At 70.3% G+C, this 13967-nt stretch carries 10 protein-coding genes; 5 read left to right on the forward strand and 5 right to left on the reverse strand.

Annotated elements, in window-relative coordinates; translation table 11 throughout:
• Positions 1-210: 210 nt before the first annotated feature.
• Positions 211-912, reverse strand: a complete 702-nt coding sequence (locus tag ACTVZO_RS09665) for an HAD family hydrolase (RefSeq protein WP_443297985.1) — start codon at positions 910-912, stop codon at positions 211-213.
• A gap of 111 nt (positions 913-1023) precedes the next feature.
• Positions 1024-4536, reverse strand: a complete 3513-nt coding sequence (gene metH / locus ACTVZO_RS09670; protein ID WP_443297986.1) for a methionine synthase — start codon at positions 4534-4536, stop codon at positions 1024-1026.
• A 265-nt stretch (positions 4537-4801) separates the two neighbouring features.
• Between metH and ACTVZO_RS09675 the strand changes: the two genes are divergently transcribed.
• The 5 genes from ACTVZO_RS09675 to ACTVZO_RS09695 all read left to right on the forward strand — a co-directional run bounded on the left by ACTVZO_RS09675 (position 4802) and on the right by ACTVZO_RS09695 (position 11025).
• On the forward strand, positions 4802-5569 hold the full coding sequence (locus ACTVZO_RS09675) for an IclR family transcriptional regulator (protein WP_384224798.1): 768 nt from the start codon (positions 4802-4804) through the stop codon (positions 5567-5569).
• Between the two features lie 322 nt (positions 5570-5891).
• On the forward strand, positions 5892-6680 hold the full coding sequence (locus ACTVZO_RS09680; RefSeq protein ID WP_443297987.1) for an MIP/aquaporin family protein: 789 nt from the start codon (positions 5892-5894) through the stop codon (positions 6678-6680).
• A gap of 36 nt (positions 6681-6716) precedes the next feature.
• Complete coding sequence (gene glpK / locus ACTVZO_RS09685; protein WP_412078479.1) at positions 6717-8243, forward strand: glycerol kinase GlpK; 1527 nt, start codon at positions 6717-6719, stop codon at positions 8241-8243.
• Positions 8244-8283: 40 nt separating this feature from the next.
• Positions 8284-9891: an FAD-dependent oxidoreductase gene (locus tag ACTVZO_RS09690; protein ID WP_443297988.1), complete on the forward strand. Its 1608-nt coding sequence runs from the start codon at positions 8284-8286 to the stop codon at positions 9889-9891.
• 138 nt (positions 9892-10029) lie between these two features.
• Positions 10030-11025: a PAC2 family protein gene (locus ACTVZO_RS09695; RefSeq protein ID WP_443297989.1), complete on the forward strand. Its 996-nt coding sequence runs from the start codon at positions 10030-10032 to the stop codon at positions 11023-11025.
• A gap of 141 nt (positions 11026-11166) precedes the next feature.
• Here the strand turns inward: ACTVZO_RS09695 and mshC are convergent, their stop codons facing one another.
• The 3 genes from mshC to ACTVZO_RS09710 all read right to left on the reverse strand — a co-directional run bounded on the left by mshC (position 11167) and on the right by ACTVZO_RS09710 (position 13912).
• Positions 11167-12396, reverse strand: a complete 1230-nt coding sequence (mshC, locus tag ACTVZO_RS09700; protein WP_443297990.1) for a cysteine--1-D-myo-inosityl 2-amino-2-deoxy-alpha-D-glucopyranoside ligase — start codon at positions 12394-12396, stop codon at positions 11167-11169.
• A 110-nt stretch (positions 12397-12506) separates the two neighbouring features.
• Entirely contained in the window at positions 12507-13358 is an 852-nt protein-coding gene (locus ACTVZO_RS09705) for an SCO1664 family protein (protein WP_443303098.1), read from the reverse strand.
• Entirely contained in the window at positions 13322-13912 is a 591-nt protein-coding gene (locus ACTVZO_RS09710; protein ID WP_150256714.1) for a DUF3090 domain-containing protein, read from the reverse strand. Before ACTVZO_RS09710 ends, ACTVZO_RS09705 begins: the two co-directional genes overlap by 37 nt.
• Positions 13913-13967: the final 55 nt, after the last annotated feature.

The following is a 13967-nucleotide window of genomic DNA, read 5'->3' on the forward strand; positions in this document are numbered from 1 at the left end:
GGGAAGCGGAAGAGGCCCCCGGACAGGTGTCTCGGGGGCCAGACGGGTGACAAAGGTCACCTGGGACAACCGCCCCGGAAGGGATGGAATTTCAGCCTCCGGGGTGGTCCGCGGAAGATCCTCTCGTGGGACCTTGGTCCTGCGGAGTTCTGTTCGGCACAGAGCGTATGCGAGGGGTACCGGTGCGTCAGCCCGGCCAGGTGGGCGCGCTCAGTTCAGCGGGCTGATGAGGGACCGCAGGAACGGCAGGTCGACCTCTTCGAGCGAGCGCACGATCGTCCGGCCGGGGGCCGCCTCGATGCGGCCGACCGAGGGGATGGCCACGACCCGGCAGCCCGCGGCCTCGGCGGCGGCCACGCCCGTGGCGGTGTCCTCGATGACCGCGCACCGGGAGGGGTGCGCGCCCAGGGCGCCGGCGGCGAACAGGTACGGGTCGGGGTGCGGCTTGGTACGGGGCACCTCGTCCCCGGCGACCGTCATCGTGAAGCGGTCCCGGCCGAGGGTGCGCAGGACCTGGTCGATGACGCGTCGGTGCGAGGCGGAGACCAGGGCGGTCGGCACGTTGTGCCGGGCCAGCTCGGTCAGGAGCCGCTCGGCACCGGGCATCAGCGGGACCGTGTCGGCGATGCGGGCTTCGAACCGCTCGTTGAGGAGCACGCTCAGCTCGGCGATGCCGATGGCGGCGCCGGTGGCCTCGATCAGGAAGGCGGCGCTGCGGCTCATCGGCCCGCCGACGACGACGTCCCTCCAGGACTCCTCGAGCCGGTGTCCGAGCTCCCTGAAGATCTCCTCTTCGATCTCCCACCAGAACCCCTCGGTGTCGACGAGGGTCCCGTCCATGTCCAGCAGTACCGCCTGAAGGGCGTGCCCGTCGGCCGTACGGACCACGGGGACGGGAACGGTGCTGGTCATGCGCACGCCTCTCTCAGGGGACGAGAAGGCCGGTCACCTCGTCCGCGGGGACGTGCCCTCGGGAACAGGTGACCGGCCTGTATGGGACCGACCAGTGTACGCCGGTCCGCCTCAGCGTGCGTTGAAATACTTCGCTTCGGGGTGGTGGATCACGATCGCGTCGGTGGACTGCTCCGGGTGCAGCTGGAACTCCTCGGACAGGTGGACGCCGATCCGCTCCGGCTGGAGGAGGTCGGCGATCTTCGCCCGGTCCTCGAGGTCGGGGCAGGCGCCGTAGCCGAGGGAGAAGCGGGCACCGCGGTACTTGAGGTCGAACATGTCCTCGACCTGGTCCGGGTCCTCGCCGCCGAATCCGAGCTCGGCGCGGACACGGGCGTGCCAGTACTCGGCCATGGCCTCGGCCAGCTGGACGGAGAGTCCGTGCAGCTCCAGGTACTCGCGGTAGGAGTCGGACTCGAACAGCTTGGCCGTGGCCTCGCCGATCTTCGAGCCCACGGTGACGACCTGGAGGCCGACCACGTCGGTCTCGCCGGACTCCTCGGGGCGGAAGTAGTCGGCGAGGCACAGGCGGCGGCCGCGGCGCTGGCGCGGGAAGGTGAAGCGGGTCCGCTCGTTGCCCTGCTCGTCGAGGATGATCAGGTCCTCTCCCTTGGACACGCACGGGAAGTAGCCGTAGACGACGGCCGCCTCCAGGAGGTTGTCCGTGTGCAGCTTCTCCAGCAGGCCGCGCAGTCGCGGACGGCCCTCGCTCTCGACGAGCTCCTCGTACGTGGCACCGCCGGCACGGGCCTGCTTGAGGCCCCACTGGCCCTTGAACAGGGCGCCCTCGTCGAGCCAGGAGGCGTAGTCCTTGAGCGGGATGCCCTTGACCACGCGGGTGCCCCAGAACGGCGGGGCGGGCACCGGGTTGTCGACGGAGACGTCCGAGCGGCCGCCGGGCTCCTCCGGCTCGTCCGCCTGGAGGACGGGCGCGTCCCGCTTGGCGACGCGGCGCTGCTTGAGCGCGGGGAGGCTGGCGCCCGGCACGCCGCGCTTGACGGCGATCAGGGCGTCCATGAGGCGCAGGCCTTCGAAGGCGTCGCGGGCGTAGCGGACTTCGCCCTCGTAGATCTCGTGGAGGTCCTGTTCGACGTAGGCGCGGGTGAGGGCGGCTCCGCCGAGGATGACCGGGTAGTCGGCGGCCAGCTTGCGCTGGTTGAGCTCCTCCAGGTTCTCCTTCATGATCACGGTCGACTTCACGAGCAGGCCCGACATGCCGATGACGTCGGCCTTGTGCTCCTGCGCGGCCTCCAGGATCGCCGAGACCGGCTGCTTGATCCCGATGTTCACGACGTTGTAGCCGTTGTTGGTGAGGATGATGTCGACGAGGTTCTTGCCGATGTCGTGGACGTCACCACGGACGGTGGCCAGCACGATCGTGCCCTTGCCCTCGTCGTCGGTCTTCTCCATGTGCGGTTCGAGGTAGGCCACGGCCGTCTTCATCACCTCGGCCGACTGGAGCACGAACGGCAGCTGCATCTGCCCGGAACCGAACAGCTCGCCAACGACCTTCATACCCTCCAGGAGGGTGTCGTTGACGATCTCCAGCGCCGGACGCGCCGTGAGCGCCTCGTCGAGATCGGCCTCCAGGCCGTTCTTCTCGCCGTCGATGATCCGCCGCTGGAGCCGTTCGTCGAGCGGCAGCGCGAGGAGCTCCTCGGCCCGGCCGGCCTTGAGCGACTTGGTGTTGACGCCCTCGAACAACGCCATCAGCTTCTGCAGCGGGTCATAGCCCTCCGCACGCCGGTCGTAGATCAGGTCCAGGGCGGTGGTGACCTGCTCCTCGTCGAACCGGGCGATCGGCAGGATCTTCGACGCGTGCACGATCGCCGAATCCAGGCCGGCCTTCACACACTCGTCCAGGAAGACCGAGTTCAGCAGCACACGGGCCGCCGGGTTCAGCCCGAAGGAGATGTTCGACAGGCCGAGGGTGGTCTGGACGTCCGGGTGACGCCGCTTCAGCTCACGGATCGCCTCGATCGTGGCGATGCCGTCGCCCCGGGACTCCTCCTGACCCGTGCAGATCGTGAAGGTCAGGGTGTCGATGAGGATGTCCGACTCGCGGATCCCCCAGTTGGCCGTCAGATCACCGATCAGGCGTTCGGCGATGGCGACCTTGTGCTCGACGGTGCGGGCCTGGCCCTCCTCGTCGATGGTCAGCGCGATCAGCGCGGCACCGTGCTCCCGCGCCAGCGCGGTGACCTTCGCGAACCGCGACTCCGGCCCGTCACCGTCCTCGAAGTTCACCGAGTTGATGACCGCACGGCCGCCGAGCTTCTCCAGACCCGCCTGGATCACCGGCACCTCGGTCGAGTCCAGCACGATCGGCAGCGTCGAAGCCGTCGCGAACCGCCCCGCCAGCTCCTCCATGTCCGCGACACCGTCACGGCCCACATAGTCGACGCAGAGGTCGAGCATGTGCGCGCCCTCGCGGATCTGGTCGCGGGCCATCTCCACACAGTCGTCCCAGCGGGCCTCCAGCATGGCCTCGCGGAACTTCTTCGACCCGTTGGCGTTGGTCCGCTCGCCGATCGCCATATACGAGGTGTCCTGGCGGAACGGCACCGTCTGATAGAGCGAGGCGGCCCCGGGCTCCGGCTGCGGGGTGCGCCCGGCAACCGCCGTGCCCCGGACCCGCTCCACCACCTGCCGCAGGTGCTCGGGGGTCGTACCACAGCAGCCGCCGACCAGCGAGAGACCGTACTCGCGGACGAACGTCTCCTGCGCGTCAGCGAGCTCCGCCGCGCTGAGCGGGTAGTGCGCGCCCTCCTTGGTCAGGACGGGCAGACCGGCGTTGGGCATGCAGGAGAGCGGGATGCGGGCGTTGCGGGCGAGGTAGCGCAGGTGCTCGCTCATCTCGGCGGGACCGGTCGCGCAGTTCAGGCCGATCATGTCGATGCCCAGCGGCTCCAGCGCCGTCAGCGCCGCACCGATCTCCGAACCCAGCAGCATCGTGCCGGTCGTCTCCACCGTCACCGAGCAGATCAGCGGCACGCAAACACCCAGCGCCTCCATCGCCCGCCGGGCACCGATGATCGAGGACTTCGTCTGGAGCAGGTCCTGCGTGGTCTCCACCAGCAACGCGTCCGCCCCGCCGGACAACAGGCCCTCCGCGTTGATCTGGTACGCGTCGCGGATCTTGCCGTACGTGATGTGGCCGAGCGTCGGCAGCTTGGTGCCCGGGCCCATCGAGCCCAGCACCCAGCGCTGCTGCCCGGTCGAGGCGGTGAACTCGTCGGCGACCTCACGCGCGATGCGCGCACCCGCCTCCGACAGCTCGAAATTCCGCTCCGCGATGTCGTACTCGGCGAGCGCGGCGAAGTTCGTCCCGAAGGTGTTCGTCTCCACACAGTCCACACCCACCGCGAAGTACGCCTCGTGAACGGTGCGCACAATGTCGGGGCGGGTGACGTTGAGAACCTCGTTACAACCCTCCAGCTGCTGGAAATCCTCCATCGAGGGATCCTGCGCCTGAAGCATCGTCCCCATGGCCCCGTCGGCGACGACCACACGGGTCGCGAGCGCCTCCCGGAGGGCATCGGCCCGGGTCTGGATGTCTGCGGGCGGGTTCGGCAACGAGGCCATGGTTGAGCTCCCTGGGATGCGACGGCTGTCGGCTTTGCACCCCCTCTGTGTCAAGGGTGCACGCGGCCAGGGTAACCGCGTGGAACCGGACCCGGTGAGGGTGTCCCACGTGGCGGACTGCATTCTGTGCGCGGTACGTCCGCTCGGGTGTGTCGGTGCGAGTGTGGCGATACAAACGTGCGTGCGGAACCCCTCACCATGCAAAAAGTCGGCATCGACCGATAGTGTTCAGCATTGTCGAACTACGTCAGCAGGAGGCTTCGCCATGGCACGGAACATCCAGTCGCTCGAACGAGCCGCTGCGATGCTGCGACTCCTGGCGGGTGGCGAGCGCCGGCTGGGGCTGTCGGACGTGGCGTCCTCCCTGGGCCTGGCGAAGGGGACGGCGCACGGCATCCTGCGCACCCTCCAGGCGGAGGGCTTCGTCGAGCAGGACCCGGCTTCGGGCCGCTACCAGCTGGGCGCGGAGCTGCTGCGCCTGGGCAACAGCTACCTGGACGTGCACGAGCTGCGCGCCCGCGCCCTGGTGTGGACGGACGACCTGGCCCGGGCGAGCGGCGAGAGCGTGTACGTGGGCGTGCTGCACAAGAGCGGGGTGCTGATCATGCACCACGTGTTCCGGCCCGACGACAGCCGCCAGGTGCTGGAGGTGGGGGCCATGCAGCCGCTGCACTCCACCGCTCTGGGCAAGGTGCTGTCCGCGTACGACCCGGTGGCGCACACCCAGGTGGTGGAAGTGGAGCGCGAGGCTTTCACCCCGCGCACGGTCACCGACGCGGCCGGGTTCGAGGAGGTCCTCGGACTCACCCGGGCGCGCGGCTGGGCCGCCGACGTCGAGGAGACCTGGGAGGGCATCGCCTCGGTCGCCGCGCCCATCCACGACCGGCGCAGGATGCCGGTCGGCGCGGTCGCCGTGGCGGGGGCCGTGGAACGGGTCTGCGGGGAGTCCGGCGAGCCCCGGGCGGCCCTGGTGGCCTCCGTACGGGACTGCGCCCGGTCGGTTTCACGCGACCTCGGAGCAGGCCGGTTCTGAGCTTGACCTGACCCATCCCACCCACCCGAGGCGGCTTCGAGCTGCATTTGGGTGGGTTTTGTCATTTACTGATCATGAATTGGCCTGATTTGGTCGATCGAACCGAGTGGTAACGATCCGGTTCTTTGACCTGGCCAGGCCTTGACGGGTTCTTCACACAGGCGGAAAACTGCCGTTCATCGGTCGGCAATGTCGAACACCTACCGGCAATACGCGTTAGGGTGTGGCAAGGCCAAGGACCGGTGCAGCACTCACCGAGTGCGCGGAACCACCGGAGGGACCCGGTGTCCGCCCACCCCTGGACGTACGTAAGGAGTCGCGGGTGTCCAGCTCCGACATCTTCATCGGCGAGACCATCGGAACCGCCGTCCTCATCCTGCTCGGCGCCGGCGTGGTCGCCGCCGTCGTGCTCAAGCGCTCGAAGGCGCAGAACGCGGGCTGGCTGGCGATCACCTTCGGGTGGGGTTTCGCGGTCATGACCGCCGTCTACATGACGGGCACCCTGTCCGGCGCCCACCTCAACCCCGCCGTCACGGTCGGCATCGCGATCAAGGACGGCGACTGGGGCAACGTCCCGGTCTACTTCGCCGGCCAGCTGCTCGGCGCCATGATCGGTGCCACGCTCGCCTGGGTGGCGTACTACGGCCAGTTCCGGGCCCACCTCACCGACCCCGAGATCGTCGCCACCAAGTCCGAGCACGCCGGGCTGGTCGACCAGAAGACGGAGCCGGACGCCGGCCCGGTGCTCGGCGTCTTCGCCACCGGTCCCGAGGTCCGCAACGTCTGGCAGAACCTCGCGACCGAGATCATCGGCACCCTCGTCCTCGTGCTCGCCATCCTCGCCTTCGGCCTCAACGACGAAGGCAAGGGCCTCGGCACCCTCGGCGGCCTCATCGTCGCCCTGACCGTCGTCAGCATCGGCCTCTCGCTCGGCGGTCCGACCGGCTACGCGATCAACCCGGCCCGCGACCTGGGCCCGCGCATCGTCCACGCACTGCTGCCGCTGCCGAACAAGGGCGGCTCCGACTGGGGGTACGCCTGGATCCCCGTCGTCGGCCCGCTGATCGGCGGCGCCCTCGCCGCGGGTATCTACAACCTCGCGTTCGTCTAAGTCGTTCGCCCACCGGACTTCCCAGGAGCAGCCACCATGACCACCAGCACCGGCCCCTTCATCGCCGCGATCGACCAGGGCACCACCTCCTCCCGCTGCATCGTCTTCGACCGCGACGGCCGCATCGTCGCCGTCGACCAGAAGGAGCACGAGCAGATCTTCCCGAAGCCGGGCTGGGTCGAGCACGACGCCACCGAGATCTGGACCAACGTCCAGGAGGTCGTCGCCGGGGCCATCGCCAAGGCCGAGATCACCGCCGCCGACGTCAAGGCCGTCGGCATCACCAACCAGCGCGAGACCACGCTCCTGTGGGACAAGAACACCGGCGAGCCGGTGCACAACGCCCTGGTCTGGCAGGACACCCGCACCGACGCCCTGTGCAAGGAGCTCGGCCGCAACGTCGGCCAGGACCGCTTCCGCCGCGAGACGGGCCTGCCCCTGGCCAGCTACTTCGCCGGCCCCAAGGTCCGCTGGCTGCTCGACAACGTCGAGGGCCTGCGCGAGCGCGCCGAGGCCGGCGACATCCTCTTCGGCACCATGGACTCGTGGGTCATCTGGAACCTCACGGGCGGCGCCCAGGGCGGCGTGCACGTCACCGACGTCACCAACGCCTCGCGCACCATGCTGATGAACCTGCACACCCTGGCCTGGGACGAGAAGATCGCCGAGTCCATGGGCGTCCCGCTCAACGTCCTCCCGGAGATCAAGTCCTCCGCCGAGGTCTACGGCCACGTCAAGGACGGCGTCCTCGCCGGTGTCCCGGTCGCCTCGGCGCTCGGTGACCAGCAGGCCGCCCTGTTCGGCCAGACCTGTTTCGCCGAGGGCGAGGCGAAGTCCACGTACGGCACCGGCACGTTCATGCTGATGAACACCGGCGACAAGATCATCAACTCCTACAGCGGCCTGCTGACCACGGTCGGCTACCAGATCGGCGACCAGAAGCCGGTCTACGCGCTGGAGGGCTCCATCGCCGTCACCGGCTCGCTCGTCCAGTGGATGCGCGACCAGATGGGCCTGATCAAGTCCGCGGCCGAGATCGAGACCCTGGCCTCCTCCGTCGAGGACAACGGCGGCGCCTACTTCGTACCGGCCTTCTCCGGCCTGTTCGCCCCGTACTGGCGCTCCGACGCCCGCGGTGTGATCGCCGGCCTCACCCGGTACGTCACCAAGGCGCACATCGCCCGTGCCGTCCTGGAGGCCACCGCCTGGCAGACCCGCGAGATCACCGACGCCATGACCAAGGACTCGGGCGTCGAGCTCGCGGCCCTCAAGGTCGACGGCGGCATGACCTCCAACAACCTGCTGATGCAGACGCTCTCGGACTTCCTGGACGCCCCCGTGGTCCGTCCGATGGTCGCCGAGACCACCTGCCTCGGCGCCGCCTACGCCGCCGGCCTGGCCGTCGGCTTCTGGCCCGACACCGACGCCCTGCGCGCCAACTGGCGCCGCGCGGCGGAGTGGACCCCGCGGATGCCCGCCGAGCAGCGGGACCGCGAGTACAAGAGCTGGCTCAAGGCCGTGGAGCGGTCCATGGGCTGGGTCGACGACGAAGACGCCAGCTGACCGCACCAGCTGAGTCAATCGACGAGGAGCTGAAAGAGATATGAGCACCCTGCAGAGCGTTCCCACCCTGGGTACGCACCCGACCGCCGGCTCGAACCCGAGCCGCGCCGAGACCCGTGAGCAGCTGGCCAAGGCCACGTACGACCTGCTGGTCATCGGCGGTGGAATCCTGGGCACCTCGGTGGCCTGGCACGCCGCGCAGTCGGGTCTGCGGGTCGCCATGGTGGACGCCGGCGACTTCGCCGGCGCCACCTCCTCCGCCTCCTCCAAGCTCGTCCACGGCGGCTTGCGCTACCTGCAGACCGGCGCGGTCAAGCTGGTGGCCGAGAACCACCACGAGCGCCGGGTACTGGCCAAGGACGTGGCCCCGCACCTGGTGAACCCGCTCACCTTCTACCTGCCCGTGTACAAGGGCGGGCCGGTCGGCGCGGCGAAGCTGGGCGCGGGCGTGTTCGCGTACTCGGCGCTCTCGGCCTTCGGTGACGGCATCGGCAAGGTCATCTCGCCGGCCCGTGCCGCCGCCGACAACCCGGGCCTGAAGACGGACAACCTCAAGGCCGTCGCGGTCTACTACGACCACCAGATGAACGACTCCCGCGTCGCCGTCATGACGGTCCGCGCGGCCGTCGAGTCGGGCGCGGTCGTCCTCAACCACGCCGAGGTCACCGGGCTGCGCATGACGCGCGGCCGGGTCACCGGTGCCGAGCTCAAGGACCGTCTGGACGGGACCGAGTTCGGGGTGGACGCGCGCGTCGTGCTCAACGCCACCGGCCCGTGGGTGGACCACCTGCGGCGCATGGAAGACAAGCACTCCCTGCCGTCCATCCGCCTGTCCAAGGGCGCCCACATCGTGATGAAGCGCAAGTCGCCGTGGAAGGCCGCCATGGCCACCCCGATCGACAAGTACCGCATCACCTTCGCCCTCCCGTGGGAGGACCAGCTGCTCCTCGGTACGACCGACGAGGTGTACGAGGGCGACCCGGGTGACGTGCGCGCCACCGAGTCCGACATCCAGCAGATCCTGGACGAGGCGGCCTTCTCCGTGAAGGACGCGGACCTGGACCGCTCGCTGATGACGTACGCCTTCGCGGGCCTGCGGGTGCTGCCCGGCGGCCCGGGCGGGGTCGAGAAGGCCAAGCGCGAGACGGTCGTCTCCGAGGGCGCGGGCGGCATGCTGTCGGTGGCCGGCGGCAAGTGGACCACGTACCGCCACATCGGCCGCGTGGTCATGGACAAGCTGGCCAAGCTTCCCGGCAGCCCGCTGACCGAGGACATGGAGCCGGTGAAGTCCCTCGTGCGCCGGGTGCCGCTGCCCGGTGTCGCCAACCCGAACGCGGTCGCGCACCGGCTGCTGGTGGACCGTGAGCCCGGCACGCGGATGGACCCGCTCACCGCGCGCCACCTGGCCTCGCACTACGGTTCGCTGGCCTTCGACATCGCGCGCCTGGCGAACGAGGACCCGGCGCTGGCCGAGCGCATCCACCCGGACGGTCCGGAGATCTGGGCGCAGGTCGCCTACGCCCGTGACAACGAGTGGGCGCAGACCGCCGACGACGTGCTGCGCCGGCGTACGACGGTCACGATCCGCGGCTTGGACGACGCCTCCGTGCGCGCCCGGGTCGAGGAGATGCTGAGCCACAAGGCATAGCCGAGGCATAGCTGTCCCGCAGGTGGGGAAGAGGGGCGGTTCCGAGGGGAACCGCCCCTCTGTCGTGGGCTGTGGCCCGTGCCTCATCAAGGCTTAGGCTGACCCACGTACACAAGGGAACTTCGGAAGGAGACCTGGGTGATCGAGCTTGAGGGCGTGCCCGAGCTGATCGACCCGGTCATGGTGGCCGCGTTCGAGGGCTGGAACGACGCGGGTGACGCGGCATCCGGTGCGGTCGCACACCTGGACCGGGAGTGGAAGGGCGAGGTGTTCGCGGCGCTCGACGCCGAGGACTACTACGACTTCCAGGTCAACCGGCCGACGGTGTGGCTGGACAACGGGGTACGGAAGATCACCTGGCCGACGACGCGGCTGTCGGTGGTCCGGATCGGCGGCGCGAAGCCGCGGGACCTGGTCCTGGTGCGCGGGATCGAACCGTCCATGCGGTGGCGGTCGTTCTGCAACGAGATCCTCGGCTTCGCGCACGAACTGGGCGTGGAGATGGTGGTCATCCTGGGGGCACTGCTGGGGGACACCCCGCACACGCGGCCGGTTCCGGTGAGCGGGGTCACCTCGGACGCGGACCTGGCGCGGACGATGGACCTGGAGGAGACGAAGTACGAGGGCCCGACCGGCATCGTGGGCATCCTCCAGGAGGCCTGTACGCACGCGGGCGTCCCGGCGGTCTCGCTGTGGGCGGCGGTCCCCCACTACGTCTCCCAGCCGCCGAACCCCAAGGCCACGCTGGCCCTGCTGAACCGGCTCGAGGATCTGATCGACATCCGGATCCCGCTGGGCGAACTCCCGGAGGACGCGCGGGCGTGGCAGCTGGGCGTGGACCAACTGGCCGCGGAGGACAGCGAGGTGGCGGAGTACGTCCAGACGCTGGAGGAGGCGCGGGACACGGCCGACCTGCCGGAGGCGTCGGGCGACGCCATCGCCCGGGAGTTCGAGCGGTACCTGCGCCGGCGTGACCCCGCTGCGGGCCCTGCCGCGGAACCGAGCGACGGATCGTACCTCCGCGACACGTCAAGCGGTCTGACGCGTCCGCCGAAGCGCAAACCGGACCCTTCCGGGGAGGAGCCGCCCGCGGCTCCTCCGGAGGAGCCGGGGGACGACACCCCCGAGACGTGACCCGCGCGGCGCCTCAAACGCCGGCGAGGCTGGATTTTCCAGCCCGTCCGGCGTTTGAGGACCGGGTCCGGGCAGAGCCCGGGGAACGGTGGAAGGGCGGGTAGGGGACGGCTCCGCGCAGCGGCTGCCCGCCCCGGCGGGTTACAGGGCCACGCCGAGGAGGGCGTCGACCGTACGGGAGACCAGGCCGGGGGCGGACTCGTCGTCGCCGTCGGTGGCGATCTGCCGCTCGACCCAGCGGTCCACGGCCGCCAGCGCGGCAGGGGCGTCCAGGTCGTTCGCCAGGGCCTCGCGGACCTCCTCGACCAGGGCGTCCGCCGGCAGCCCGTCCGGCCGGGACACGGCCGCCCGCCACCGCTCCAGCCGGGCCACGGCGTCGGCGAGGACCTCGTCCGTCCACTCCCAGTCGGCCCGGTAGTGGTGCGACAGCAGCGCCAGGCGGATCGCCGCCGGGTCGACGCCGGCCCGCCGCAGCGCGGACACGAAGACGAGGTTGCCCTTCGACTTCGACATCTTCTCGCCGTTCAGGGCGACCATGCCGGCGTGGACGTACGCCTGGGCCATCGGGAACTCGCCCGTCAGTGCCTGCGCGTGCGAGGCGCCCATCTCGTGGTGCGGGAAGGCCAGGTCGGACCCGCCGCCCTGGATGTCGAAGCCCATGCCCAGGTGGTCCAGGGCGATGGCCACGCACTCGATGTGCCAGCCCGGACGGCCGCGGCCCAGTGAGCCGCCGTCCCAGCTCGGCTCGCCCGGACGCGCGGCCATCCACAGCATCGGGTCGAGCGGGTTCTTCTTGCCCGGCCGGTCCGGGTCACCGCCCCGCTCCGCCGACAGCAGCCGCATCGCCTCCGCGTCGAGGTTCGAGACGCCGCCGAAGTGCGGGTCGGACTCGACGGAGAAGTAGACGTCCCCGTCCAGCTCGTACGCCGCGCCCGCGTCCCGCAGCCGCTCGACCAGCGGCACGATGCCGGGTATGGCCTCGACGGCGCCGATGTAGTGCTGCGGCGGCAGCATGCGCAGGGCGGTCATGTCCTCGCGGAAGAGGGCGGTCTCGCGCTCGGCGAGCTCCGTCCAGTCCTGGCCGTCGCGCAGGGCCCGCTCCAGGAGCGGATCATCCACGTCCGTGACGTTCTGGACGTAGTGAACCTGCCGCTTGGTGTCGAGCCACACGCGCTGCACGAGGTCGAACGCGTTGTAGGTCGCCGCGTGACCGATGTGGGTCGCGTCGTACGGGGTGATTCCGCAGACGTAGATACGGGCGACGGGACCGGGGGCGAGGGTGATCGTCCCCTGGGTCGCGGTGTCGTGGATCTCGAGGTCGCGGCCCTTGCCAGGAAGGGCGGGGACCTCGGAAGCGGGCCAGGCATGCATGTCTCGAGCCTAACCGGACGGATGTTCCTGAAACGAACCGGACCTGCACTGTTGTCTTGATCGGCACTCTTGCGGTCTGGCCGAAACTGTGCGTGTACCGAGTGGCCGGTTCAGACCGGTGGCCACGGGATCGACGGCCACTGACCGGACGGCTCCGGGTGCGTCCCGGTGTGCAGCAGCTGCGCCACCCGGCCCCGTACGGCGGCCAGCTCGGCCACCGTGACCAGTTCGGCCAGCCGGGTGGCCAGCGGGGCCCCGTCCGCCAGTGCGGCGGTCAGCGCGGCGAGCACGGTGCGCGCCTCGTCCGTCAGGGGCTCCCCGGCCCACCCCCACAGGAGTGTGCGCAGTTTGTCCTCCGCGTGGAAGGTCACGCCGTGGTCGATCCCGTAGAGCCGTCCGTCGGGCGCGGGCAGCAGGTGGCCGCCCTTGCGGTCGCCGTTGTTGATCACGGCGTCGAGCACGGCGAGCCGGCGCAGCCGGGGGTCGTCCGCGTGGACGAGCAGGGCGGTGCGGCCCTCGCCCACGTCGGCGAAGGCGACCGGCTTCCAGCCGTCCCCCGCGTCCTCGCCGTCCACCAGCGCGAGGAGCTCGGCTCCGGGGGTCTCGCCCCCGGGTGCCTCGATCCACCGCTGGACCATGCCCTCCCCGTACGGTCCGTCGCGCAGCACGGTGGTGGGCACCAGGCCCCAGCCGGTGGCCTCGGAGACCAGGTAGGAGGCGACCTCGCGCTGGGCGAGGTTCCCGTCGGGGAAGTCCCACAGCGGGCGCTCGCCCTTCACCGGCTTGTACACGCAGTCGGTGCTCGCGTCTCCGTAGCGGACCTTGCAGAGCAGCACGGCGTTGGACGCCTCGCGGATCCGGCCGACGACGGTCAGCTCCCCCTTGGTGAGGAGTTGCTCGTACTTCTCCCGCTCCCCCATGACGGTCACACCTGGCGCCGGTAGCCGTTCTGGCGGGGGCAGACGTGCCCCTCCGGGTCCAGTGGGAGGCTGCACAGCGGGCACGGCGGCCGGCCCGCGTTGACCACGTCCAGGGCCCGCTTGGCGAAGGCCCGGGCCTGGGCTCCGGTGAGGCGGACCCGCAGCATGGGCGGGCCGTTCTCCTCGTCCTGGAGCAGCCGTTCCTCGGCCTCGGCGAGATCCTCGTCCGAGTCGGCGTCGAGTTCGACCAGGGCCTGAGCCTCGACGATCATGCGCTGTTCCTCGCCGTCCCAGGCGAGGGCCATGGTGCCGACGCGGAACTCCTCGTCGACCGGGACGTCCAGCGGCGCGGTGTCGGCGGCCTCGGCCGGGGCCACGGCCGGGACCGGGGCGTTTCCCCCGGTGCGCCGTACGACCTCGTCCAGCAGCTCGTCCATCCGCTCGGCCAGCGCCGCGACCTGGGTCTTCTCCAGGGAGACGCTGGTGACGCGGGGGCCGGACGAGGCCTGCAGGAAGAACGTACGGCGTCCCGGCAGACCGACCGTGCCGGCGACGAAGCGGTCCGGCGGGTCGTAGAGGAACACCTGACGGGGCACGTCCAGTCTCCAAGTCTCGGTGGCAGCGCTCATTAACGGGCCAGTCCACCCTACT

It is taken from the genome of Streptomyces sp. IBSNAI002 (assembly GCF_052244475.1).
GTDB lineage: Bacteria > Actinomycetota > Actinomycetes > Streptomycetales > Streptomycetaceae > Streptomyces.